The sequence below is a fragment of the Clostridia bacterium genome (genome assembly GCA_026414765.1).
In the GTDB taxonomy this organism is placed as follows: Bacteria; Bacillota; Clostridia; order Acetivibrionales; family DSM-27016; genus SKW86.
Genome location: JAOAIJ010000015.1, coordinates 24,027 through 49,683 on the forward strand (window position 1 = coordinate 24,027; position 25,657 = coordinate 49,683).

The following is a 25,657-nucleotide window of genomic DNA, read 5'->3' on the forward strand; positions in this document are numbered from 1 at the left end:
ACCTGAAATGACAGACAGATAATACGAATAAGTATATGGTTATAGAAAAGGAAACGAAATTTAGCGATTAATCACTAAATTTTCCTTATTTTGTTGAAAAGGGTTTAATGTATAGTTATAATTAGGATTAATGGAAGAATAGTAGGTTTTACGAGGGTTATATGAAGGAAATAGTGCTTGCATCGGCCTCGCCGAGGCGGTTTGAACTACTAAGGCAAATTGGTCTTGAATTTAAAGTAATGCCTTCAGCTATCGAGGAAATTATTGAAAATGAGCTTATGCCTGAGCAGATAGCATGTAATCTTGCTCTCATTAAAGCGGAGGATGTAGCTGGTCGTCTGAACGGGGATTTTGTTGTTATAGGAGCGGATACGATAGTAGTTTGCGATACCATTCTAGGCAAGCCTGAAGACCGGGAAAGCGCATTCCGGATGCTTCAAATGCTGCAAGGCAAGTGGCATGAGGTAATCACAGGGGTTGCAGTTATTGATTGCAGGACTTTGAAAAAAGAAAGCTTTTATGAGAGAACCCGTGTTAAGATGCGCAGCATGAACGACGGAATGATTAATGCATATATAAATACCGGCGAACCGATGGATAAAGCCGGAGCGTATGGTATTCAGGGTATGGGGGCCGTACTTGTTGAAAAAATTGATGGGTGCTATTTTAATGTAGTAGGATTTCCTATTATGAAGTTTACCCAGATAGCAGAGGGTTTTGGAATAAAAGTACTTGGATAGAATAAAGAATAGAAGCTTGGTATTATAGATGTGGGGGCACAGATGATTTACGAACATCAGAGGCTGAAAATAAAAGACCTGCCGGCAGGTGAAAGACCCTATGAAAAGCTTGAGAGATACGGCCCTCAGATTTTATCTGATGCAGAGCTCCTGGCTATAATTATTAAAACCGGAAGTAAAAGTGATACATCGGTTACTCTGTCGCAAAGGCTACTTAAGGAGGATAAGAGTGAAAAAGGATTAAGCTTTTTATATGACTTATCTTTAGAACAGCTTAAGTGCATCAGAGGAATAGGTAAAGTAAAAGCAATACAGATTAAAGCATTGACAGAATTGTCAAAAAGAATTGCTGCTTCTTTCGGTTTAAGTGAAAGACCGGTAGTAAAATCACCGGATGATGTAAGCAGGTTACTTATGGAAGAAATGAGACACTTGAAAAAGGAAGTTTTTAAGATTATTCTCCTAAGTACCAAAAATCATGTGATAAGAATACTTGATATATCTGTGGGTAGCCTTGCTTCATCGATAGTCCATCCACGGGAGGTTTTCAGCGAAGCAGTTAAGGCAGGATGCTCAGCGATTATTCTTATACATAATCATCCCAGCGGAGACCCTGAACCGAGCAAAGAAGATATAGAAACTACAAACAGGTTGGTAAGCGGCGGGAATATATTAGGTATCAAGATATTGGATCATATAGTGATTGGAAATGGAAAGTATGTAAGCCTCAAGGAAAGAGGATTGCTTTAGTATAAAAAATAGCAATGTGAAAACGAACAACTACAGGAGGAGAAAACAATGAGTTTTTTTTCTAGGGATATAGGAATAGATTTGGGAACGGCAAATACACTGGTTCATGTCAAGGGCAAGGGTATAATATTAAGAGAGCCTTCAGTTGTAGCTGTAAATAAAAAGACTAATGATATACTTGCGGTTGGTGATTCTGCAAAAAGCATGATAGGAAGGACACCGGGGAATATAGTTGCCATAAGACCTATGAAAGATGGTGTAATAGCTGACTTTGACATAACACAAAGTATGTTGAAGTATTTCATTAAGAAAGTTATGTCCAAGGGGTTATTTGGTAAGCCAAGAGTTGTTATTTGTGTACCTTCGGGTGTTACAGAAGTTGAAAAGAGAGCTGTAGAGGAAGCTACACTGCAGGCAGGTGCAAAAGAAGCATACCTTATAGAAGAGCCTATGGCAGCGGCAATTGGTGCTAATTTGCCTGTGGAAGAGCCTTCAGGAAGCATGGTTGTCGATATAGGTGGCGGAACCAGTGAAGTAGCAGTAATATCTCTTGGGGGAATTGTTACCAGCAAGTCACTAAGAATAGCAGGAGATGAACTTGACGAATCTATTGTACATTATGTAAAAAAAGAATATAATTTAATGATAGGAGAAAGAACAGCAGAGGAAATAAAGGTAACGATAGGTGCGGCCTATCCTAAGCCTAAGGAAGAAACAATTGAAATCAGAGGCAGAGATTTGATTACTGGACTTCCCAAAAACCTCTCTATTACTTCATCCGAGATAACAGAGGCATTAAAGGAACCCGTGAATTCAATAGTTGATTCCATAAAGTATACTTTGGAAAAAACACCTCCTGAGTTAGCGGCAGATATTATGGACAGAGGTATTATGCTTACTGGCGGCGGCGCTCTTTTAAGCGGCCTTGATAAACTGATAAAGGAAGAGACAGGAATGCCAGTATCTATTGCAGAAAATCCTCTGGATTGTGTTGCGCTTGGAGCAGGTAAAGTTCTTGATGAAATAGAAGTATTAAAGAAAGTTTTGATTTCACCCAAAAAACTGAGGTAATGATATTTGTTTTTATTTAGAAGGGAGATACACGGTTGTTACGTCTTTTTAGAAACAAGTTGTTTGTAGTGATACTTGTGACAGTAACAATATTTATTATTATGGGGGTTACAGCAACACCGGGCAGCAGACTGGCCTATATAGGAGATGCTGTCAGTGTACCGCTATCCCCTTTTCAGAGTTTCTTTTCCTTTATCGGGGAGAAAGTTGAGGGCAGCTTTACTTTTTTCAAAGATATGAAAGAGCTAAAAAAGGAAAATGAGGAACTTAAAACTAAAGTTGACGAACTTGAAAATGAAAGAAGAAATCTTTTAAGATATGAAAAAGAAAACAAGGAATTAAGGGATGCTCTTAATCTGAAAAACCAGTTTAGTAACTATGAATCCGTAGGTGGTAATATAATTGCAAAGGATGTCGGTAACTGGTTTAACATTTTTACTATTGATAGGGGAAACAGTGACGGTATTACCGACTTTTCTCCCGTTATTACAAGTAAAGGTCTTGTAGGCTGTGTAAATGATACCATGCCTTTTACGTCAAAAGTCTTATCGATAATTGATGTTGACAGCACTGTAAGTGTATTAATATCGAAATACTCGGAGATGGCTATAGTCAGAGGAGATTTGAAGCTAAAGGACGAGGGTTTCTGTAGAATGGACAATATTGGGGACGAAATAGAGTTAAGTGCCGGTGATACCATAGAAACATCAGGTATGGGAGGTATTTATCCAAGGGGAATTCTGGTAGGGCGTGTTAAAGAAACCAGAAGGGATAGCGGTGAATCCAGAAAATATGCCGTTATTGAACCAGCTGTTGACTTTAAAAAACTTCAGGAAGTGTTTGTTCTGAAAAGCAAGAACAAGAATACAGACATAGGTAGTGCAGGCAAATGAAGTCAAAGATTTTTATTTACACAATTACCATTTTAATTATTACTATAATACAGTGCACGGTGTTGGATTATATCAGGGTATACAATGTCAAGCCCGACCTTATGATAGTTTTTGTCATAGCGGTTGCACTCCTGCGGGGCAATGTTGAAGGGGCTGCTATCGGGTTTGTTATGGGACTTCTTCATGATGTGATATCGGGAAAGATTTTGGGTTTTTATTCTTTATTGGGACTATATCTTGGGTTAATAATAGGGTCTGTAAATAAAAGACTGTACAGAGAAAACTTTCTCGTAATAATTTTCTTTACATTTATTTCATCTATTGCATATGAAGGTGGTGTGTATTTCCTTTCAACTCTTACCAACGGAAATGCAGATTTTGTTTATGCTTTTAAAGCTCTGATATTGCCGGAAGCTGTTTATAACAGCATTGCATCAATAATTATCTATATTTTGGTTATAAAAATGAACTACAGGTTTGAGGATGTAGGAAAAACAACCCGGAAATACTAATATTTAAGAGTCAATAGCAATAGTAAAGAATTGTATCATGCGTGGGGGTTAATTCAATGAGTGAAGCTAGTGTTACTTTTAGGGCCACAGTAAATGGTTTGATTATCATTATGAGGGAAGAAGACAGTTTTGAAAATATTTACGAACAGATTGAAAAGAAGGTGGCTTCTGCCGGAAAATTTTTTAAGGGGGCAAGTCTTTCCGTAAAATACCGTGGGAAGAAACTGAGTAAAGATGAAGAAATAAAAATAAGTGAGCTTATGACTACGAAAACAGGTGCAGAAATCAAGAGCTTTGAAGAGGATGCCGAAGAGCCTGTAAAAGTTCAAAATCCTGTTCCCGCACAACAAAAGATAAAATTACGCAAATACTTCTTTAACGGCATAGACGAAGGAATTACCAAGTTCTACAGGGGAACAGTGCGTTCCGGTCAGTTGATAAACTTTGATGGTAATCTGGTAGTCATAGGTGATGTAAATCCTGGAGGAGAAGTAGTAGCAACAGGCAATGTAATTATCATGGGTTCGCTGAGGGGAATAGTTCATGCAGGGGCTGATGGTAATAAGTCTGCTATTGTAGTAGCATTTAATCTGCAGCCTACACAACTTAGAATCGCGGACGTTATTACCCGCTCACCGGATGAGAAATCAAACAAGGGAGCTTCTATTCCGGAGTTGGCGTACGTAAAGGATGATACGGTATATATAGAGAGATTTCTTCCACAAAGGTAGGCCGGCCTGAAGATATGTCTGCATCCAGTCATTATTAATTGACAAATGTATAAAAGAAATATATATTTTATTTATGAGCTTATAGACATTACATAATATTTAAATAAATCTGTGGTTTGCAGGGATATTGGATGTTAACATTCACTGATTGTCCAATATCGGCTGTTAATTTTCAACTAATTTCGGGGGGTAAGTATAAATGGGAGAAGTCATTGTAATAACTTCCGGTAAGGGTGGAGTAGGGAAGACTACTACAACCGCTAATATTGGTACAGGCTTGGCTTTACAAGGCAAGAAGGTTGTATTGATAGATACCGATATCGGGTTAAGAAATCTGGATGTAGTTATGGGTCTTGAAAACAGGATAGTTTATGACCTGGTTGACGTTGTGGAAGGTACATGCAGAATAAAGCAAGCATTGATCAAGGATAAACGTTATGAAAACCTTTATCTCTTACCGGCTGCACAGACAAGGGACAAGTCCGCAGTATCTCCGGAACAGATGATAAAGCTTTGTGATGAACTGAAAGAGGAATTTGACTATATATTAGTAGATTGCCCTGCAGGTATTGAGCAGGGATTTAAAAATGCTATTGCAGGTGCAAGTAGAGCTATTGTTGTTACGACTCCTGAAGTTTCTGCGGTTAGAGATGCAGATAGAATAATAGGATTGCTTGAAGCTAATGAACTGAGGAACCCCAAGCTGCTGGTAAACAGGGTAAGAATAGACATGGTAAAACGCGGTGATATGATGAATATAGATGATATCATCGATATTCTTGCGATAGACCTTATAGGGGTAGTTCCGGATGATGAAAAAATTGTCGTATCTACAAATAAAGGTGAACCTGCGGTAACCGATAATAAATCATTAGCCGGACAAGCATACAGAAATATTACAAAAAGAGTGATGGGTGAGGATATTCCTTTACTTGAGCTTGAAGCAGATGAAGGCATTGTATTTAAACTAAAAAAACTTTTTGGTTTAAAAACCACTTAAAGGGGGGATAAGTATGTTGCTGGATTTATCAAAGTTATTTGGAAGGTCTAAAAACTCAAAAGATGTAGCCAAAGAAAGGTTGAAACTCGTACTTATCCACGATAGAGCAAATGTTTCGCCACAATTTCTAGAGATGGTGAAAGGTGAGATAATTAAAGTTATATCAAACTATATGGATATAGAAGAAAGTGAGCTGGATATTCAACTCACCAGGACAAAAAGCGAGGAAGGTGACAGAACAGTTCCCGCTTTGGTGGCAAACATTCCTATTAAAAAAGTTAAAGACAGTGGAAAATAGAAACACTAAAAAAAGACCGGTTTATATAAACCGGTCTTTTTTATTCAAATTTCTTTTGCAACTCGTGATATACCTGCTCAGCAGTCAATCCCTTTGCATTTATTACAACAGCCTTGCTGTTTGTATCGCTTATTCCCATAAAGTTGGTGTCTATTCCTGTGACAATGAATGCGTCATAATTTTTATCAGACTTGATTATCTGCTCACCGAAATTTATACTATCAACACTGTATCCCTTATTGGACAAAAAGTCCTTAATCGGTGTAAGATTAGGCTCTATAGCTATCTTTTGTTTCATAAAACTCACCTCCTCCAATATTATCTGTTTCAGCGGATTAATATATTCACTCACTAAAAAAAACTTATTTCCCAATAATAAAAGTTTTTGCTATTTATATAAATCAATGATAATAAATCTCTCCTCTTAAAAATATAAATAATATAAAACCGTTTTATGAAATTTTATACCTTTGCTGCTTTAACTTAAAACATGAATGAACAAGAGAGAAGGAAGTGGAATTATGGATGAGACAGTATCCAGGTCAAGGTATTCGCACAGAAGTACACCTGTAAGAAGAAGGAAAAAGAGTATAAGGGAAACAAATACTTTCTTCGAAAATTTTATGAGACAGGTAGTTTTTGCTTTGGTTATCCTGGCAGTTGTGGGTATTACTAAGAGTGTAAATACGCAGGTAACAAATTTTTTATGTGACAAATTCAAAGCTGTTATTTCGCATGATATAAAAGTAAAGGAAATATACTATGAGGCTAACGACTTCCTCGACAAGATTTTAAATAAGGAGGGCAGAGAGACTACCGGAGAGGGTAAGATTGATGAAATCAATACAGAAGATGGTATTTCATCCCGGTATGCAAATGATTCCTCTGGTACTGCTGCTGAAAGTAATGAGGATGCGGAGATTGCAGATAAAGATGCTGTCAAGCAGTCTGCTGAAGACACTGATGAATTAATAGAGGCAGTCAAAGAAAAACATTCATTCACAACTCCGGTTTTGGGAACTGTAACTTCAGGCTTTGGAATGAGGATACATCCGGCGTTTAAAAATGAATCCTTTCATACCGGCATTGATATAGAAGCTGAGAAAGGTGTACCGATAAAGGCTGCTTTGGATGGCAACGTGATAGAAGCCGGCAGTTCTAAAGTTTATGGCAAATACATAAAAGTTGAACATGGTGATGGTATAGTGACACTTTACGGCCATTGTTCGCAGCTACTTGTAAAAAAAGGCCAGAAAGTTGCGAAAGGGAAAACTATAGCAAAAGTAGGCAATACAGGTGTAGCGGTAGGAACACACCTGCACTTTGAAGTGTGGAAGGAGGGTAAGCCTCTGGATCCCAGTGAGTTTATTGAGGTTCCCGGTTAGGTGAAAAGAGAATTAAGCTTTAAGGTTGGAGACATTAATATACTATTTGACTGTCTGATTATGGTGGTTATTTTTATAATGCTGGCTACCGGGTATTTATTGGAATTTTTCATTATACTGGCCAGCATTTTTTTGCATGAACTTGGACATATATTAACAGCAGTACGTTTTGGGTGTAAAATCACATTTTTAAAGATACTTCCCATAGGCATGAATGCTGTGGTGGATACAGATATATGCAGTCGGAGTGAAAGAGTTTTGATTGATATCAGTGGGCCATTAATAAATATTTTGTTGGCTTTTTTTTCTTTTATTGCATACATATGCTGCATACCGTTTAAAAGCATCTGGCATTTTCTCATGCTCGCCAACATATACCTTGCCCTGTTCAATCTGCTTCCGGTAATGCCGCTTGATGGGGGGAGGATACTAAAGGATATACTGATTGAAGTATTTGGAATTTTTTTTACAAACAGGCTTATAAAATATCTTTCAATTTGTTTTTCTTTTGTTGTAATATCAGCTGGGATTTGTCAACTTACGCAAGAAACCAGCAATTTCAGTTTAGTTGTTATAGGATTTTATATATTAACATCCAGCTTTAAAGGAATGGAGGCAGCAATAATGAATATAAAGAATGTTATCTACAGGCGTTCGCGACTGTTGAAAAAGGGAATTTATCAGGCAAGAGACCTTGTTGTGGTTAGAAACATGCATTTGAGTGATATTATAAAAAATCTTGATTTCGACAGGTTTCACATAATTCATGTGCTTGACGATGAGCTGAAGCTGATAAAAACTTTTACCGAACATGAAGTTATAGAAGGTATACTGAGACATAGCTCTGAGTTGACTTTTGGGGAATTCATAGAAAAAGACTACAGCAGTAATTGCAGCAAGTAAAAGTTTGAAGAGTGTTTAAAAAAGTATTAATTTGATGAAAAATCAGTTATAATGTAAAACATAACTGCTATTTACAAAGGATGAAGGGGCATGTCAAAAAGAATTGTGTTCACAATACTGATAGGTGCTGTAATTGTAATTACATATACGGCATTTTCATTTTTGAAAATCAGAGCTAATAGGCAATTACCTGTGTTTGTTAATAAATATGATGAAGACAGATCTGTAAAATTCCCTGAGACTATAGAAGACTCAATAAAAAAAGAAAAGGCACTGAAAGAACTTGCAGAAGCAATAAAAAAGCAGGAAGAGGGCTTGCCGGACAAGGAAGAAAAAAATACAGATGATGAGAGCCGGCAGGACAGTCCAGATAGTTGTAAGGTACTGGATTATGAAAAGCTTAAGACTCTGAGCGCTACAAGACTTGCGTGGTGGATAAAGCTGAACAGTGAGCACAAGCCTACGACAATATCTCAGGACATTCAGGATATGATATCTGAATATGACGGTATATATATAGGTGACATATCTCAGAAAAAAATTTATCTCACATTTGATGAGGGATATGAAAACGGATACACCTCAAAGATCCTTAATACATTAAAGGAAAATAGCGTAAAAGCAGCTTTTTTTGTTACAAGTCCATATATAAAAGGGAATTCCGGCTTGGTTAAGAGAATGATTGATGAAGGTCATGTAGTGGGTAATCACACTATGCGCCATCCAAGTCTTCCTTCACTAAAAGCAGCTGAATTGGAAAATGAGCTTTTGGGACTGGAAAAACAATTTAAAGAAATGTTTGGTACAGGTTTCAAGTATATGAGGCCACCTAGAGGTGAATATAGTGAAAGAGTTCTTGCGGCAAGCAAACAGTTAGGATATAAAACAGCCTTCTGGAGTTATGCATATAAGGATTTTGACGTAAGCGACCAGAAGGGGGCAGATTATGCATATAAAAAGGTAATGGACAATTTGCATAATGGAGCAGTAATACTTCTTCATGCAGTCTCAAAAGATAATGCAGATGCTCTGGACAGAATCATAAAGGATGCTAAATCGCAAGGATATGAGTTTAGTCCCTTTGATCTGTAAAATAAATTCCAACTCTACAGTAATTTCCGGAATAGAAATCATCCATATGTGGAAAATAGGAGTAAAGCATGCAAAGGAAGGTTGATGCAATTGAAAGGCATGATGTTTACTCTTGGAGATGTTGATGGCTTAAGTAGAAAAAGTGTAACAGAGCTTTATAAAAAATACCTGAATTCGGGATTTGTGACTCTGGCGTCACTGATTAATTTTGATAAAATCTATCTAAAGGCTGAGGGCAGTATCATAACAGATGAGCAAGGCAACAGGTATATAGATTTTCTCGGGGGTTACGGTGCGTTAAATGTTGGGCACAACCACCCTGAGATATTGCAGGGATTGGAAAAGGTAAAGGAAAAGCCTAATATTCTGCAAGCAGGCTTGAATCCATATGCAGCTGCACTGGCATCCAATCTGGCAGTGATGAACGATGGAGTGCTGAATCGTTCATTTTTCTGCAATAGTGGAGCTGAAGCTGTAGAGGGAGCGCTAAAAATGGCTAGGGCGGCTACGGGCAGAACAAAGATAGTTTATTGCAAAAACTCATTTCATGGAAAAACCTTCGGAGCCTTGTCTGTAACAGGCAGGAAAAAATACAGGGAATGCTTTAATCCTCTCTTGCCCGGGTGCGAAGAAGCAGCATTTGGGGATATCGATGAGCTTGATGATAAACTGAATAAAAAAGATGTTGCAGGTTTTATTGTGGAGCCCATACAGGGAGAAGGCGGGGTTCTGATCCCTCCGGAAGGTTATCTGAAAGCAGCAAGAGAGTTGTGTACACTTCATGGGACACTTATGATTATTGATGAGATACAAACCGGGTTGGGAAGAACAGGAAGAATGTTTGCATATGAGCATGATAATATAATGCCTGACATCATATGTCTTGCAAAATCCTTAAGCGGTGGCATTATGCCGATAGGAGCATTCGTAACCAAAGATGAGATTTATCATAAGGCGTATGGAGGTATGGAAAAATGCCTGCTGCACACTTCAACATTTGGGGGGAATACATATTCATGCGCTGCAGGTCTTGCTGCCATTGAGGTTATTTATAAGGAAAATCTTATCCATGAAGCAAAGAAGAAGGGAGAGTATCTCTTAGAAAAACTGGCCGTACTAAAACAAAAGTACGATATGGTAAAAGATATACGAGGCAAAGGTCTTTTGTTAGGCATAGAATTTAATAACAAAACGTCAAGATTTTTAAATGCTTTGACAAAAGGGAATCTGGACAATATATCGAAAGAATACTTTGCTTCCCTGGTGGCAGGAAAACTTCTGACTGAATATGGAATACTTACTGCGTATACGCTTAATAACCCAAATGTCATAAGGATTGAACCGCCTCTAAATATAAGCTATAAACACCTGGATAGGCTTGTGGAGGCTCTGGAAGGTATTTTAAAGGACAATAAAGGTTTTATCGGTATGGCTCTGGGGAATGTAAAAAATATGGTTAGAACGTAAAACAAGGGCAGTTTTGACTGCCCTTTGTATTACTTATCCTGTTTACAATAAATGTATCCGTGTTTTATTCATAGAATGACTATCATAGCTCCTAGAGTCAATTGAGTCCTGCCTGTTCCAATATTTCTCTTGTAGATTTCTTCCTGTTCATTGTATATAAATGAACGCCCGGTGCTCCGTTTGCTATCAGGTCTCTGATTTGTCCGGCTGCATATTCTACTCCTGCTTTTCTTAAGTCCTCTGCGTTATCAGAATACTTATCTATCATAAGTACAAGCTTTGCAGGGATTGAACAGCCGCTTTTTGCTGTCATTACCTTAATATTGGTATTAAATATCGGCATTATCCCAGGCATAATAGGGCAAGAAATGCCTATGGAAGCAGCCTTCTCGATAAAATCATAATATAATCTGTTATCGAAGAAAAATTGTGTCAAAAGAAAGCTTACTCCCTCGTCAACTTTATTCTTTAAGTTTCTCAGATCATCTCTCAGGAGTCTGCATTCGGGATGTCCTTCAAGATAAGCAGCCGCAGCTATACAGAAATCATTTTTGCTCTTGATATGCTTTATAAGCTCATTGGCATATTTATATACATTTTTACTGAAGTCGAAATCAGGTTGGTTTACAGGAGCATCCCCTCTTAATGCCAATATGTTTTCCAGTTTGTGTTCCTTCATTAGCTCAAGCATGTTGTCAATCTCTTCACAAGAATGACCTACACAAGTAAAATGAGCCATACTCTCAATACCGTATTCATTCTTTATCTTTGAAGCGATTTCTACAGTTCTGCCTTTCTGGCTTCCTCCGGCTCCATATGTAACACTGATGTAATCAGGTCTTAAGGACTTAAACTCTTCAAGGGAATCGAAAATGCTTTCAAGCGGTACATCCGGTTTTGGTGGAAACATTTCAAAAGCCAGTACCGGTTTTTTTGTCTTGAAAATATCTATAATTTTCATCTATTATCTTGCCTCCACTTCACTTTATCAAATTAATTATACGATTGAATAAATAAAAATACAATGCAACAAACATTTTGTGATGTTTATTTGGTTACTTAAAGTTATTATAACATAATATTAAATTCAGTCAAGTACAATTAAATGCAACTAAATACAATTAAACAAAATTTGCTGACTAAACAAAATACTATTGAAGTAATGCACATTTTCCAGTACAATAAATTTAAGTAGAATGGTATTAAGGTAGGTTAAGTGTAATAATTAGCGGCACACTCAGGGACTGGATTCGGGAAATATTCTCCTGCATCTTACAAGGTTACTCGGTCCTTTTATGTGTTTATTATTGGAATTCATTGATACCCTCTATACAGGGTATTTTTTTATTGTAAAGATCCTAATGCCGAAAAGTGGTGCGACCACCTTTGGCTTTTATAAACAGTTTTGTTTTTCAAATGTTCGTGGAGTACGCGAGTTTGTGTAAAGTGAAACTTCAGGCTCTAAGATTATTATGAGAGGAGGAGTTAATGTGTTGGGAATTCCTGATTTCTGGATATGGAGTGCTTATGTTCTTTGTGTATTAAGTGCGGTTGCTTGTGTCATATACGGTTTATACAACTGGAATAAGGGCGGAGACGATGAGGCTCAGCAGATTCTTGAAGAAAGCAAATGGGAAGAAGCGGAAGCAGAACTGGAAGCAAAGCTATAATCAGATTTAGGTTATTTGAAGCTGATTGTGGAGCTTAATTCAAGCGGTAATATAGCAGGTGGGATAAGGGTTATTGAAAATAAACTTTTAATAATTGCCTGGTGCAAGGCGGAGAATGTTGTTTAGGATAGGCGAGCGGATCGCAAATCCGGGAAATGCAAGCTCCTTGGGAAAACATGCAAAGTGTTTATTTTGAGGAGGATTAACATGTCGATTTATGTTGGTGTTGTTGTCTTTATTTATCTGGTCATTACAGCTGTTCTGGGCTATATTGGATTCAAACAAACAAGAACTTCACAGGATTATTTGGTAGCGGGAAGGAAAACACATCCGCTGATAATGGCGTTATCGTATGGCTCAACCTTTATAAGTACCTCTGCCATAGTAGGATTTGGCGGATTGGCTGCAAATCTGGGTATGGGACTTCTCTGGCTTACATTTTTCAATGTATTCATCGGAATTTTTATTGCTTTCATATTCTTTGGGAAACGGACGAGAAAAATGGGTCATACCCTGGATGCACACACATTTCCTGAACTACTGGGAAAAAGGTTTGACTCAAGATTTCTGCAAGGATTTGCTGCGGCGATTATATTTATATTTATGCCTATATATGCCGCAGGAGTAATAAAAGGTGGAGCGAATTTTGTACAGACTTATTTGCATATACCTTATGAAACTGCTCTTCTGGGATTTGTACTTATTGTTGCCATATATGTATGGATGGGTGGAATGAAAGGGGTAATGTATACGGATGCCTTCCAGGGTAGTGTTATGTTTGTGGCTATGCTTACTCTTCTGGTGGTTGCATATGCCAATCTTGGGGGTGTTTCATCCGCTCATAAGCAGTTAACGGATCTTTACACTAATCCTGATATACAGCAGGATATTGCAAAGTCCATCAAAGTAGGCTTCCAGGGTTGGACCGCGATGCCTAAAGGAGGTTCACCCATGTGGTGGAGCCTTGTATCAACAATAGTAATGGGAGTTGGTATAGGGGTACTTGCTCAACCACAGCTTGTCGTCAGGTTTATGACTGTCAAAAGCAACAGGGAGCTTAATAGAGCTGTTCTTTCAGGCGGTATCTTCATATTGGCTATGACAGGAATCGCATTTGTGGTAGGCGCATTATCAAATGTTCTTTTATATAAAGATATGGGGATGATTGCAATAAAAGCTGCAAAGGGTGTAAATGACAACATTATCCCAATGTTTATAAGTAAATATATTCCTGAGTGGTTTAGTGCGATATTCCTCATCTCAATGCTTGCAGCAGCAATGTCTACCCTCAGCTCACAGTTTCACGCCATGGGTACTGCAGCAGGAAGGGATTTATACGAGAAAAGCTTTGGAAGAAAGGGCAACAGCGTGATAATTACAAGGACTGGTATTCTCGTAGTAATATTCATCAGTACTGCACTGGCATGGATGGCAAGCAGCCTTCCCGTAGCAGATGGTATTATAGCAAAGTTTACCACTATGTTTTTTGAGTTGACAACAGCAGCATTTCTTCCTGTTTATATTGGTACATTGTATATCAGAAATCTTCCTAAAGCAGCGGCAATATCAGGAATGATTTCAGGTACGGTTGTGTGGTTTATATGGACCTTCTTTATCCATTCAAATGCTTCCATAATGCAGATATGCAAGCTGATATTCGGAAAAGCGCCGTTGGTGGCAGATACAGCACTTAAGGATTGGTCCATGATAGGAACCACGTTTGTAGCACTTCCGGCCTCGATTATTGTAACGCTTGCTGTATGGGCAGCTTATACAGCTCGTAAGAAATATGATTTGGATAAAAAGCACATAGCAAAGTGTTTTGAGGGGATATAGAGACTTAACACCTGGGGCTTCCAGGTGTTTTTTATTGTTTGTCAAGTAAACTAACAGTGCAATTAATTGCTTGACAAGTATAATATGGGAATATATACTAAAATTAATCTGCATTATACTATGTGTTATAGAGAAAGGAATTTGAGATGGGCTCCTGCCAAAGAAAAGAAAAAGAAAAAAGTATTAGGACAGAAGATATACTAAATGCTGCTGAAAAAGTATTCTTTTCAAAAGGCGTTGAAAATTCTACTATGGATGATATAGCAAAGGAGGCGGAGTATAGTAAAAGGACACTGTATGCGTATTTTGAAAGCAAGGAACAGCTCTATAATGCCATAATCCTCAGGGCATTCAATGTTTTGAAAGTAATATGTGATGGCGAACTGAACAAAAGCAGTGCTATGTCCGGGTTGGAAAAAACAATTTTGATAGTCAGAACGTTTATGGCATTTATGGATAAATACCCCAATTATTTTAAAGCAATATCACAATATGAAAGCTGGAAGATCGAATTAACTGAAACAGATCGTATAAAAGCTGCTTGCCACAGCGAAGAGGGAAACAGTTTTAATACTGTGATAAGGCTAGTAAATGAGGGTATCAGGGATGGAAGCATAAGAGATGACATTGATGCTGTCAGTACAGCATACATCCTTTATGCCAATGTACTCGGAGTAGGGAACATTATTATGAACAAGGGAAAACATATATGTCGGAATTATGATAAGCAAACAACAGAAGTAATTGAGGAAATGTTCAGATTCATAGAACGTTCATTAAGAAAATAAACTGCAAGCGGGATAATTCATTTATCATACGCTGGAAAGAGGGGCTAAAATGGATGTTTATAAAAGTATAAAGAACAGGATTTCAATAAGAAAGTACAGTGGAAAAATATTTGATGAGGAAACAATAGGTCTTGTAAAAGAAAAATTAGAAGGTCTTATTCCTTTGTATGAAGACATCAAAGTGAGATTTGAGCTGGTTACTGATCCTGAGACTTCAAAATCGTTACAGACCGGACTTATAGGAAGTTATGGGAAAATAAATGCGCCACATTGTGTAGTAGCTGTAACGGAAGAAAAACCAGGACATAAGGAAAATATTGGGTTCATACAGGAGCAACTAGTGTTGGAATTGACTGATATGGGAATCGGGACATGTTGGGTGGCCGGATCACTTGACCGGGATAAAGCAGGAAAAGCAATAGAACTGAAGGAAGGCGAAAAAGTAATTGACATAATAACTCTAGGCTACCCCCAGGACAGCTTTTTAAACAATGGATTGAGAAAAATTATTGGCAGTCATAAGAGAAGACCAAGAAATGAGGTTGCTTACTACAATAAATGGGGAGAAGATATAGAAGCTTATTTAAATATGAATCCCAGCATGACTAGAATGCTGGAAGCATCCATTCTTGCACCTTCTGCTGCAAATAAACAACCGGTGAGGGTAGTTTTATGTGACAATAGCGCAGCTTTTTTTGTACAGGAGGATCAAGGAGCTCATAGAGAGTATGCAAGGGTAGATGGGGGGATACTGTTAAGTCATTTTTATCTTTCTGCTTTAAAGGAAGGTAAAAAAGCTGGTTTTTGCAAGGAAATAAATGCACTGGAAAAATATACTGTACCAACCGGCTATGGCTATATAACTACTTTAAAATTGGATTAATCCCAACACTGCTGGCTTGGGAAATACTCAGCGAAAAGAAAAGTGGAAAAGCAGCGAGTACATAGTAATACACCGGCAGGACAGTTAATTGACAAAGACATGCGTTGATATTAAAATTAAGCTGTATATAAGATGGGGAAATAATAATTTCTTATAAATCAGTAATAAACCAAGGGGGTCATGGGATGTTCAAAATAGTAAGGAAGGAAACACTGAATCCTGCCGTAAAGCTTATGGAGATTGAAGCTCCATATGTGGCAAAGAAAGCTCAACCCGGTCAATTCATAATATTCAGAATAAATGAAGATGGCGAGAGAATTCCTCTAACAATTGCTGATTATGATCGTGAAAAAGGTACTGTTACCATTATATTTCAGGAAGTTGGGAAATCCACAAGAATGCTGGGAGCTTTGAATGAAGGCGACTTTTTGCTTGACTTTGTGGGGCCATTAGGCATAGCTTCACATTTTGGCGGACTAAAAAAAGTTGCTGTAATAGGGGGTGGGCTGGGAACTGCCATTGCATATCCTCAAGCCAAGCATTTGCACGCTTTAGGGGTTGAAGTACACTCCATAGCCGGTTTTAGGAATAAGGAACTCATTATACTTGAAAAAGAAATGGCAGCTGTAAGTGAAAAGTTAATTATTGCTACTGACGACGGATCTAACGGCAATAAAGGCTTTGTGACTGACGCGTTAAAGAAACTAATAGAGGAAGGCAATCAGTATGATCTGGTAATAGCAATCGGACCACTGATCATGATGAAGGTAGTGAGCAATCTCACGAAACAATATGGCATTAAAACCGTAGTAAGTATGAACCCCGTAATGATTGACGGTACAGGGATGTGCGGAGGATGCCGGGTAACTGTAGGTGGAAAAACCAAGTTTGCATGCGTTGACGGACCTGACTTTGATGGACATGAAGTTGATTTTGATGAAGCGATGAGGAGACAACTGATGTATAAATCAGAAGAAAAACAAAGTGTGGAAAATCATGAGTGCAGGTTGGCGAAATAATATGAGTTAACCGACTATAAGAATTATGTGGGGGATGGGAAATATGCCAAATATGTCTTTAAATAAAGTAAGCATGCCTGAACAGGATCCCAATGTGAGGAATAAAAACTTCACTGAAGTAGCATTGGGATATACTGAAGAAATGGCTAAAGAAGAAGCGCAGAGATGTTTACAGTGCAAGCATAAGCCCTGTGTGGAAGGTTGCCCGGTAAATGTTCAGATACCTGAGTTTATTAAACTTGTAGCAGAAGGTAGATTTGAAGAAGCATATGAAAAAGTAAGGGAAACTAACAGCCTTCCTGCTATATGCGGCAGGGTTTGCCCGCAGGAGACACAATGCGAACAGTTGTGTGTAAGAGCCAAAAAAGGTGAATCAGTAGGTATAGGACGACTTGAAAGGTTTGTAGCCGATTGGTATATGTCAAAAAAAGAAGTTAAGCAGGAAAAGGCGGAGAGGCTGAACAGAAAGGTTGCTGTAATCGGTTCGGGACCTGCAGGTTTGACATGTGCTGGAGACCTGGCAAAGAAAGGTTATGATGTCACTATATTTGAAGCCTTCCATACTCCGGGCGGTGTGTTGATGTACGGTATTCCTGAATTCAGGCTTCCAAAAGCGCTGGTTCAGAAAGAAATCGATACAGTAAGACAGCTTGGTGTGGAAATAAAAACAAATATGGTTATTGGAAAGGTGCTTTCCCTGGATGAATTGATTGAGGAAGGCTATGAAGCCGTATTTATCGGTTCGGGAGCAGGACTGCCCAGCTTTATGGGTATACCTGGCGAAAACCTGAATGGTGTTTACTCGGCAAATGAGTTTCTTACAAGAATTAATCTTATGAAAGCATACAAATTCCCTGACTGCGATACTCCGGTCAAAGTAGGCAGAAATGTTGCAGTAGTAGGCGGCGGTAATGTTGCTATGGATGCTGCAAGGAGTGCAAAAAGGCTTGGAGCTGAAAATGTATATATAGTATACAGACGTTCAGAATCAGAAATGCCTGCAAGACTTGAAGAAGTGCATCATGCAAAGGAAGAAGGAATTATATTTAAGCTGCTGACTAATCCTACAGGTATTATCGGAACAGATGACGGATGGGTAAAAGGTATGGAATGTGTGGTAATGGAGCTTGGAGAACCGGACAGCTCTGGCAGGAGAAGACCAGTTGCTAAACAAGGATCCGAGCATATAGTTGATGTTGAGACTGTGGTTATTGCCATAGGGCAGAGTCCAAATCCTCTTATCAAATCAACTACACCGGGTCTGGAGACGCAAAAGTGGGGCGGAATTATAGTGGAGGAAGAAACCGGGGCTACCAGTAAATCAGGGGTTTATGCCGGAGGCGATGCTGTCACGGGTGCTGCAACTGTCATACTGGCAATGGGAGCAGGTAAGAAGGCTGCAAAAGCAATAGATGAATATATACAAAGTAAATAATAAATAATAAATAGTAAATAGTAAATAGTAAAGCAAGGGAGCATATCAGACACATGTGTCACCCCTTGCTTTATTATTTATGGAAATGACGTTTGAAGAATAAAATCCTGCAAAGTTTTTTTGTTTGAAGAATAAATGCAAGATATCTTGCAAAAATACAAGTATTTGCATTCTAGCCAATATAAAAATGAAATTTTTATTAAAACCTCTTGCAAATTTTACAATAATTGTGCTATAATTTTTTTGGAGTTGCGATATTGTACAAATTTACCTTCCTAAAAATAATAGAGCAACTTCTTGGAAATATCATATCGTTAATCCCCCAAACTGTTAAGTATTGGGGTATACAATGGGGTATACCGTATACAATGTGCGATGTAGTATGTTGTCAGGCCTTGCGATGGTTGTAAGGTGTAGCTTCAATAAAAGAAATGAGTACGGATTTTATAAATTCCTGTATTTGTTGTAACGGTATTTTACCAGGGACTGAAGTGGCTTTTATTGTCATTTTTGGACCTTATTTACATTTGCCGGATAAATCTTTTTTATGGAAAATGATTTATTGCAGGTTTATTTTGTGTTGTCTTTAAATATATGATTGAGTTGTTATGTTAGCGTAATGTATTAAATAAAAGGTAATTAGGTAATCTTGGTTAATTATTTTATTAACTTTTGGTTACATTATTAATAACAAATAAATAACATATTGGGGGTTTATTTATGAAAATACTTGCAAGTGTAATGGAACAAGTTGTTAAAAGAAATCCTAACGAACCTGAGTTTCATCAGGCAGTTCAGGAAGTACTAGAATCCTTGGAACCTGTAGCAGAAAGGCATCCTGAATGGGTTGCAGCCGGAATCTTTGCTAGGATAGTTGAACCCGAAAGAATGATCATGTTCAGAGTGCCATGGGTAGATGACAACGGTAAGGTGCAGGTTAACCGTGGTTTCAGAATTCAATTCAACAGTGCTATTGGGCCTTACAAGGGTGGTTTAAGACTTCATCCTTCAGTAAATGCCAGCATTCTCAAATTCCTTGGATTTGAGCAGATATTCAAAAACTCTTTGACAGGTCTTCCTATCGGTGGAGGTAAGGGTGGAAGTGACTTCGATCCTAAGGGTAAATCAGATGGAGAAGTTATGAGATTCTGCCAGAGCTTTATGACAGAATTACAAAGACATATAGGTGAAAACACAGACGTACCTGCAGGAGATATCGGAACAGGTGCAAGAGAAATAGGTTTCATGTACGGACAGTACAAGAGATTGAGAAATGATTTTACTGGCGTATTGACAGGAAAAGGCTTGACTTGGGGTGGAAGCTTGGCTAGAACTGAAGCTACAGGTTATGGACTTTGCTACTTTATGGAAGAAGCAATGCAGGCTAAGGGCAAATCCTTCAAGGGTTCAACCGTTGTTATTTCCGGTTCGGGTAATGTTGCAATATATGCGACTGAAAAAGTACACCAGATGGGTGGTAAGGTTGTTGCATTAAGCGATTCAAACGGATACATATATGATCCGGACGGAATTAAGCTTGATACAGTAAAGCAATTAAAAGAAGTTGAAAGAAAGAGAATTAGCGAGTATGTTAAGATACATCCAAATGCAACATATACCGAAGGATGTACTGGAATCTGGAATGTAAAATGTGATATAGCTCTTCCTTCAGCTACACAGAACGAAATTGACGAGCAGTCAGCTAAGACTCTTGTAGCTAACGGATGTTTTGCAGTAGGTGAAGGTGCAAACATGCCTTCAACCCCTGAAGCAGTTGAAGTATACCTTAAGAATAAAATCATATATGGGCCTGCAAAAGCTGCAAATGCAGGCGGTGTTGCAACTTCAGCTCTTGAAATGTGCCAGAACAGCATGAGATATTCATGGACATTTGAAGAAGTAGATGCAAAACTCAAGGATATAATGGTTAATATCTACAAAAATGCAAGCAAAGCTGCTGCTGATTACGGAGATCCAGATAACCTCGTATTAGGTGCAAATATTGCAGGTTTCTTAAAAGTAGCAAATGCTATGTATGCTCAAGGTGTAGCATACTAAGATCCGAGTTAACAAAATATATTGGCTGTAGACTTACGAAATGTAGGCCTACAGCCTTTTTGATTTAGAGACATGTAAGTGTTGTGTTTGCTTGTTGTTTTTCCATTCTTTACATGTGGTATGTAGCATTGTATAATTATTAAAAGGTGAGAATCATGTATACTTTAAATGTAAAAACCCAATCGCGGACTTCTATGATTGATATTACTTCAAAGGTTCAGCAAGTGGTCAAAGAAAGCGGAATAAAATCAGGTGTATGTACGGTTTTTGTTCCTCATACCACAGCTGGTATTACAATAAATGAGAACGCAGATCCAGATGTTGTATCAGATATGTTGAAAGAAATCAATAAAATTGTTCCGTTTGACGATAATTATGCCCATATGGAGGGTAACTCAGCGGCACATATAAAAGCAAGCATGTTTGGTTTTTCATTACAAGTTATTATTGAGAACAGTGAGCTTCAGCTAGGTACATGGCAGGGTATATACTTCTGTGAGTTTGACGGTCCGAGGAGCCGAAAGGTTTATGTGAAAATTACAGGATGATACTTACGTATAGCCTCCACATACCCGGTATGCCCCTTTGACAATTATCTTAAAAGCATGTTTTTCTGCGTTAATAGTGAATGTGAATATTTTTTATAATTATATGTAATAAATTGTCATATTTGGTGCACAAAGAAACAAAGTGCTTTTGTAGGGTAAAATTCAGCATAGAGCACCTTCCAAACATCAGATATGCATCAGCCTTCCAGAATAAAGCCTTTCAAGCTGATAACGGTTTTGTTATCCGGATTTATGGTAGTTAATGATTACCTGGATTTATTTCAATTGTAGTTTATCTGAAGAAACAATAACTGAATATACTTGTTAATAAAATATTTGCTTTCGCAGTAATTACCGAAAATCAGAGATGACACTCTGTCTTAATAGAAATATTTTTATGCTAATGTTCGGAGGTGCTGGTGTGTATACTGTTCATTTAAAAGCCGGAGATATTGTGTCAATACGGCACTACTCGGGAATTAATCCGTTTAAAAGTGTTGTACTTGATGCAAATGAGGATATACTTCTGGTAAGACTTACAAAGGATTTTGCTTTAATGAATTTCCTTGAAGGCGACCCTATTGTATTTGGTTATGAACTGGAGGGACAGATTTTTGTATATGGGGGGAATATATCCTGTATCAACAATAATGAGTCAATAGTAGAACTGAATGTTGACAAAGTTGAGGAAGGGGCTGAAAAAAGGCAGTACGAGAGATATCCGGTTTCCCTTTATGCGGATATGAGGGAAAGAGTTAGCAGAAAAAAGTATCTTGCTACAATAAAGGATATAAGCTACTATGGAATAAAAATATATTCCAAATCAGATATAGAGCTGAAGCAGGAACTGGAAATAGATATTTATATGGATAAAAATATGTTGTTTCTGAAAGCTACTGTCTTAAGAAAGAATATGCTTGGCAAGTTCTTTGAGTATGGTATGGGAATACATTATGAAGATACAAATTCAATAAATGCTATGAAAGAGTATATAAAACGTCTTATAAACGAGCAGGAGGAAGCGATAAGGAAGCTAAGGGGCAAGTAGTAAGTAGTAAGAGTTCTGCCTTCGTCTGGCAAGACATGTCCGATAGTATAATCATGCTTGTGCGTTGACCGGTTTGCTTAAATGCTATACTTGTCACCGCTTTTATTTTTTTAGCTAAAAATAGTAATAATATGATATAATATCTTTTAAAATATAAATTGCATATCGGCAGCGTGGTTTTGGATAACCCCGGGTTGATCTGGGTAAACCTTGGGAATGGATACTTCCAGGGTTTATCCGGGTTTACCCGTTTATCATGGTTTGCTGTGAACAGCTGTGTAATATATTGAAAAGGAGAATAACATATGGCATCAGAAGTTAGAACAAGGTTTGCACCCAGTCCTACGGGATATATGCATATAGGAAATCTGAGGACGGCTTTATATGAGTATTTGATTGCAAAATCAAAAAATGGAAAATTCATTCTGAGAATAGAGGATACAGATCAGGACAGATATGTAGAGGGTGCTGTTGATGTAATATATAAAACGTTAAAGCTTACAGGATTAAAGCATGATGAGGGTCCCGACGTAGGTGGTGATTACGGCCCGTATGTGCAGAGTGAAAGAAAACCCATGTACATGCCTTATGCAAAACAGCTTATTGAAAACGGTAAAGCCTATTACTGCTTTTGCACAAAAGAAAGGCTTGCCAAACTGAAAGAAGAGCAAGAGACTTTGGGTATTCCTCATAGGTATGATCGGTGCTGCGAAAAACTTGATAAGGAAGAAATAGAGAAGAAGCTTGCTAACAATGAGACCTTTGTAGTCAGGCAAAAGATGCCCGATACGGGAACTACTACATTTGAAGATTCCGTATATGGAAGCATAACAGTTGAGAACAGTACTCTGGATGATCAGATACTGATAAAGTCAGATGGACTTCCAACTTACAATTTTGCAAATGTAATAGATGATCACTTAATGAAAATTACACATGTAGTGAGAGGGAGTGAATACTTATCTTCTGCACCCAAATATAATCTGCTTTATAATGCTTTTGGATGGGAAGTACCGGTTTACGTACATCTGCCGCTAATTACAAAGCCTGATGGCACAAAGATAAGTAAAAGGGCGGGAGATGCGTCTTTTGAAGATTTGGTTGCTATGGGCTATCTCGTAGAGGCTGTAATAAACTATGTTGTTCTGTTAGGTTGGAGTCCTGGAGATAATCAGGAGATATTTTCCTTAAGTGAGCTTGAAAAAGTATTTAGCATAGAAGGTATCAGTAAATCACCGTCTGCCTTCGACTTTAACAAACTCAACTGGTTTAACGGAGAATATATTAGAAAAATGGGCCTGGATGAATTCCACAAAGTAGTAGAGCCGTATTATGAGGGAGTAATTAAGAATAAAAATATTGACCTTAAAAAGGTAAGTAAAATTTTACAGGCTAGGGTGGAAATACTAACTACTATTCCTGAAAAAGTGGATTTTCTGGATGAGTTGCCTGACTATGATGAAGCAATATATATACATAAAAAGATGAAAACTACCTTGGAAAACTCGCTGGAAAGCTTAAGAGCGGCACTTCCGATTTTGGAAGAACTTCCTGACTGGAACGAACAGTCTGTTCATGACAGCCTGCTCCAACTGGTGGAAAAAATGGGTATAAAAAACGGACAGATGCTATGGCCTGTAAGGACAGCCATAACTGGAAAGGATGTAACTCCCGGAGGAGCAATAGAGATTGCAGATATCCTCGGTAAGGAGGAGACCCTGAAGAGGATAAGGCAAGGTATCGAAAAGCTTTCGGCTAAAGTTTGACATTAATTAAAGATAGCAATAGATATGGTTAAGGAGGATATGGTAATGGCAGGTATAGATGAAAAAGTAGAGAATCCTTTGGGAGATGATTTGAGTGAGTATTTGAATTTCATTCAGGAATTTGTAACTGAGGACTTAAAGGCAGGCAAGAATGATGGAAGGGTGCACACGAGATTTCCGCCGGAACCAAACGGGTATCTTCATATTGGTCATGCAAAGGCTATTTGCATAGATTTTGGAATTGCTGAGAAGTTTGGTGGGTTATGTAACCTGCGTTTTGATGATACCAATCCGACCAAGGAAGATGTGGAATATGTGGAGTCCATCATGGAAGATGTACGTTGGCTTGGATTTGATTGGGGCAACAGACTTTTCTTTGCTTCTGACTATTTCGACAAGCTTTATTTGTTCGCAGAAGAACTGATTATGAAAGGACTTGCATATGTTGATGATCTTAGTGTTGATGAAATCAGGGAATATAGGGGAACCTTGACACAGCCGGGAAAAGAAAGTCCTTATCGCAGCCGTTCTGTTGAGGAAAATCTGGATTTGTTCAGAAGGATGAAGGCGGGTGAGTTTTCTGACGGCTCGCGTGTTCTCCGTGCAAAAATCGATATGGCATCACCAAATCTTAATATGCGGGACCCCGTTATATATAGAATCAGAAGGGATCACCACCATAGAACAGGTGATAAATGGTGTATCTATCCGATGTATGATTTTCAGCATCCGCTTTCTGATTCAATTGAGGGAATAACTCACTCTTTGTGTTCTCTTGAATATGAGGATCACCGTCCACTTTACGATTGGTTTGTGAATAATGTAAGCGTGCCAAGCAAGCCAAGACAGATTGAATTTGCCCGGCTTAACCTTACTTATACAGTTATGAGTAAGCGTAAGCTCATAGAGTTGGTTAAGAACGGATATGTATCTGGTTGGGATGATCCAAGAATGCCTACATTATCAGGGCTTCGCAGACGAGGATATACACCTGAGTCAATAAGAGATTTTTGTGACAGAATAGGTGTTGCAAAAACTGACAGTACAGTAGATACAGCCTTATTAGAGCATTGTATAAGGGAAGATCTGAACAAGAAGGCTTTACGTGTTATGGCTGTATTAAGACCATTGAAGGTTATAATCGATAATTATCCTGACGGACAGGAAGAGGAGTTGGAGGCTGATAACAACCCGGAGAATCCGGATTCGGGAACAAGGAAAGTACCGTTTTCCAAAGTAATCTATATAGAGAAGGATGACTTTATGGAAAATCCTCCGAAAGGTTATTTCCGCCTGTTTCCTGGTGCTGAGGTCAGATTGAAGCATGCATACTTTATAAAATGTATCGATTATAAGAAGGATGAAAGTACAGGTGAAATAATAGAAGTACATTGTACTTATGACCCTGACTCAAGGGGAGGGAATTCTCCTGATGGCCGTAAGGTTAAAGGGACTCTTCACTGGGTGTCCGAAAAACATGGACTTAATGCAGAGGTAAGACTATACGATAGATTGTTCAGTGTTCAGAATCCGGGCGCGGACGAAGGACGCGACTATAAAGACGAAATGAATCCAAACTCACTTGAGGTTTTGACATCCTGCAAAGTTGAACCAAGCCTGGGGGATGCAAAACCTGGAAGCAGATATCAGTTTTTAAGAATGGGTTATTTTTGTACGGATTCCGGCGATTCAAAACCGGGATTATTGGTTTTCAACCGTGTTGTCGGCTTAAAGGACTCATGGGCCAAGGTGGCAGGGAAGTAA

General features: G+C 38.3%; 25 protein-coding genes. 23 read left to right on the forward strand and 2 right to left on the reverse strand.

All coding sequences use genetic code 11. The features are described 5' to 3' along the window. Positions 1 to 161: 161 nt before the first annotated feature. The 8 genes from N3I35_03890 (at position 162) to minE (ending at position 5,995) form a co-directional block, all read left to right on the forward strand. Complete coding sequence (locus N3I35_03890) at positions 162 to 740, forward strand: Maf family protein (GenBank protein MCX8129226.1); 579 nt, start codon at positions 162 to 164, stop codon at positions 738 to 740. A 42-nt stretch (positions 741 to 782) separates the two neighbouring features. After that, positions 783 to 1,490: a DNA repair protein RadC gene (gene radC, locus N3I35_03895; GenBank protein ID MCX8129227.1), complete on the forward strand. Its 708-nt coding sequence runs from the start codon at positions 783 to 785 to the stop codon at positions 1,488 to 1,490. A 48-nt stretch (positions 1,491 to 1,538) separates the two neighbouring features. Then, positions 1,539 to 2,561, forward strand: coding sequence for a rod shape-determining protein (locus tag N3I35_03900; protein MCX8129228.1), 1,023 nt, complete (start codon positions 1,539 to 1,541; stop codon positions 2,559 to 2,561). A gap of 35 nt (positions 2,562 to 2,596) precedes the next feature. Beyond that, positions 2,597 to 3,454: a rod shape-determining protein MreC gene (mreC, locus tag N3I35_03905; protein MCX8129229.1), complete on the forward strand. Its 858-nt coding sequence runs from the start codon at positions 2,597 to 2,599 to the stop codon at positions 3,452 to 3,454. Continuing rightward, positions 3,451 to 3,966, forward strand: a complete 516-nt coding sequence (gene mreD, locus N3I35_03910; GenBank protein MCX8129230.1) for a rod shape-determining protein MreD — start codon at positions 3,451 to 3,453, stop codon at positions 3,964 to 3,966. Before mreC ends, mreD begins: the two co-directional genes overlap by 4 nt. 56 nt (positions 3,967 to 4,022) lie before the next feature. Next, positions 4,023 to 4,697, forward strand: a complete 675-nt coding sequence (gene minC, locus N3I35_03915; GenBank protein ID MCX8129231.1) for a septum site-determining protein MinC — start codon at positions 4,023 to 4,025, stop codon at positions 4,695 to 4,697. Between the two features lie 199 nt (positions 4,698 to 4,896). After that, a complete protein-coding gene (gene minD, locus N3I35_03920) occupies positions 4,897 to 5,697 on the forward strand; it encodes a septum site-determining protein MinD (GenBank protein ID MCX8129232.1) in 801 nt (266 codons plus the stop codon). A gap of 13 nt (positions 5,698 to 5,710) precedes the next feature. Next, positions 5,711 to 5,995, forward strand: a complete 285-nt coding sequence (minE, locus tag N3I35_03925) for a cell division topological specificity factor MinE (GenBank protein MCX8129233.1) — start codon at positions 5,711 to 5,713, stop codon at positions 5,993 to 5,995. A 40-nt stretch (positions 5,996 to 6,035) separates the two neighbouring features. On the opposite strand, the gene N3I35_03930 is transcribed toward minE, so the two are convergent. After that, positions 6,036 to 6,293, reverse strand: coding sequence for a YkuS family protein (locus N3I35_03930; protein ID MCX8129234.1), 258 nt, complete (start codon positions 6,291 to 6,293; stop codon positions 6,036 to 6,038). Between the two features lie 223 nt (positions 6,294 to 6,516). On the opposite strand from N3I35_03930, the gene N3I35_03935 reads away from it, so the two are divergent. From N3I35_03935 to N3I35_03950, 4 genes are all read left to right on the forward strand, one after another. Then, positions 6,517 to 7,380, forward strand: coding sequence for a M23 family metallopeptidase (locus N3I35_03935; protein ID MCX8129235.1), 864 nt, complete (start codon positions 6,517 to 6,519; stop codon positions 7,378 to 7,380). Beyond that, a complete protein-coding gene (locus tag N3I35_03940; GenBank protein MCX8129236.1) occupies positions 7,381 to 8,283 on the forward strand; it encodes a site-2 protease family protein in 903 nt (300 codons plus the stop codon). A 90-nt stretch (positions 8,284 to 8,373) separates the two neighbouring features. Continuing rightward, positions 8,374 to 9,375 (forward strand): delta-lactam-biosynthetic de-N-acetylase, encoded by a 1,002-nt coding sequence (pdaA, locus tag N3I35_03945; protein ID MCX8129237.1) that lies wholly within the window; start codon positions 8,374 to 8,376, stop codon positions 9,373 to 9,375. A 99-nt stretch (positions 9,376 to 9,474) separates the two neighbouring features. Beyond that, positions 9,475 to 10,842 carry an aspartate aminotransferase family protein gene (locus N3I35_03950; protein MCX8129238.1) on the forward strand — a complete coding sequence of 456 codons (1,368 nt, stop codon included), beginning with the start codon at positions 9,475 to 9,477 and terminating at the stop codon, positions 10,840 to 10,842. A 97-nt stretch (positions 10,843 to 10,939) separates the two neighbouring features. Here N3I35_03950 and metF read toward each other — a convergent pair whose 3' ends face one another. Continuing rightward, complete coding sequence (gene metF, locus N3I35_03955) at positions 10,940 to 11,803, reverse strand: methylenetetrahydrofolate reductase [NAD(P)H] (GenBank protein MCX8129239.1); 864 nt, start codon at positions 11,801 to 11,803, stop codon at positions 10,940 to 10,942. Between the two features lie 529 nt (positions 11,804 to 12,332). On the opposite strand from metF, the gene N3I35_03960 reads away from it, so the two are divergent. From N3I35_03960 to N3I35_04010, 11 genes are all read left to right on the forward strand, one after another. Further along, positions 12,333 to 12,512 carry a hypothetical protein gene (locus N3I35_03960; protein ID MCX8129240.1) on the forward strand — a complete coding sequence of 60 codons (180 nt, stop codon included), beginning with the start codon at positions 12,333 to 12,335 and terminating at the stop codon, positions 12,510 to 12,512. Between the two features lie 207 nt (positions 12,513 to 12,719). Then, a complete protein-coding gene (locus N3I35_03965; GenBank protein MCX8129241.1) occupies positions 12,720 to 14,348 on the forward strand; it encodes a sodium:solute symporter family protein in 1,629 nt (542 codons plus the stop codon). A 146-nt stretch (positions 14,349 to 14,494) separates the two neighbouring features. Further along, positions 14,495 to 15,136, forward strand: a complete 642-nt coding sequence (locus tag N3I35_03970; protein ID MCX8129242.1) for a TetR/AcrR family transcriptional regulator — start codon at positions 14,495 to 14,497, stop codon at positions 15,134 to 15,136. A 49-nt stretch (positions 15,137 to 15,185) separates the two neighbouring features. After that, positions 15,186 to 16,019, forward strand: a complete 834-nt coding sequence (locus N3I35_03975) for a hypothetical protein (protein ID MCX8129243.1) — start codon at positions 15,186 to 15,188, stop codon at positions 16,017 to 16,019. Positions 16,020 to 16,204: 185 nt separating this feature from the next. Next, complete coding sequence (locus N3I35_03980) at positions 16,205 to 17,038, forward strand: sulfide/dihydroorotate dehydrogenase-like FAD/NAD-binding protein (protein MCX8129244.1); 834 nt, start codon at positions 16,205 to 16,207, stop codon at positions 17,036 to 17,038. A 43-nt stretch (positions 17,039 to 17,081) separates the two neighbouring features. Further along, complete coding sequence (gene gltA, locus N3I35_03985; protein ID MCX8129245.1) at positions 17,082 to 18,473, forward strand: NADPH-dependent glutamate synthase; 1,392 nt, start codon at positions 17,082 to 17,084, stop codon at positions 18,471 to 18,473. 720 nt (positions 18,474 to 19,193) lie between these two features. Continuing rightward, the gene (gene gdhA / locus N3I35_03990) at positions 19,194 to 20,531 is read left to right on the forward strand and encodes an NADP-specific glutamate dehydrogenase (protein MCX8129246.1); all 1,338 of its coding nucleotides are present in this window, start codon (positions 19,194 to 19,196) and stop codon (positions 20,529 to 20,531) included. 152 nt (positions 20,532 to 20,683) lie between these two features. Next, on the forward strand, positions 20,684 to 21,079 hold the full coding sequence (locus N3I35_03995) for a secondary thiamine-phosphate synthase enzyme YjbQ (GenBank protein MCX8129247.1): 396 nt from the start codon (positions 20,684 to 20,686) through the stop codon (positions 21,077 to 21,079). A 421-nt stretch (positions 21,080 to 21,500) separates the two neighbouring features. Next, positions 21,501 to 22,127, forward strand: coding sequence for a PilZ domain-containing protein (locus N3I35_04000; GenBank protein ID MCX8129248.1), 627 nt, complete (start codon positions 21,501 to 21,503; stop codon positions 22,125 to 22,127). 305 nt (positions 22,128 to 22,432) lie between these two features. Beyond that, positions 22,433 to 23,893, forward strand: a complete 1,461-nt coding sequence (gene gltX, locus N3I35_04005) for a glutamate--tRNA ligase (GenBank protein ID MCX8129249.1) — start codon at positions 22,433 to 22,435, stop codon at positions 23,891 to 23,893. A 45-nt stretch (positions 23,894 to 23,938) separates the two neighbouring features. Beyond that, positions 23,939 to 25,657, forward strand: a complete 1,719-nt coding sequence (locus N3I35_04010) for a glutamine--tRNA ligase/YqeY domain fusion protein (GenBank protein MCX8129250.1) — start codon at positions 23,939 to 23,941, stop codon at positions 25,655 to 25,657.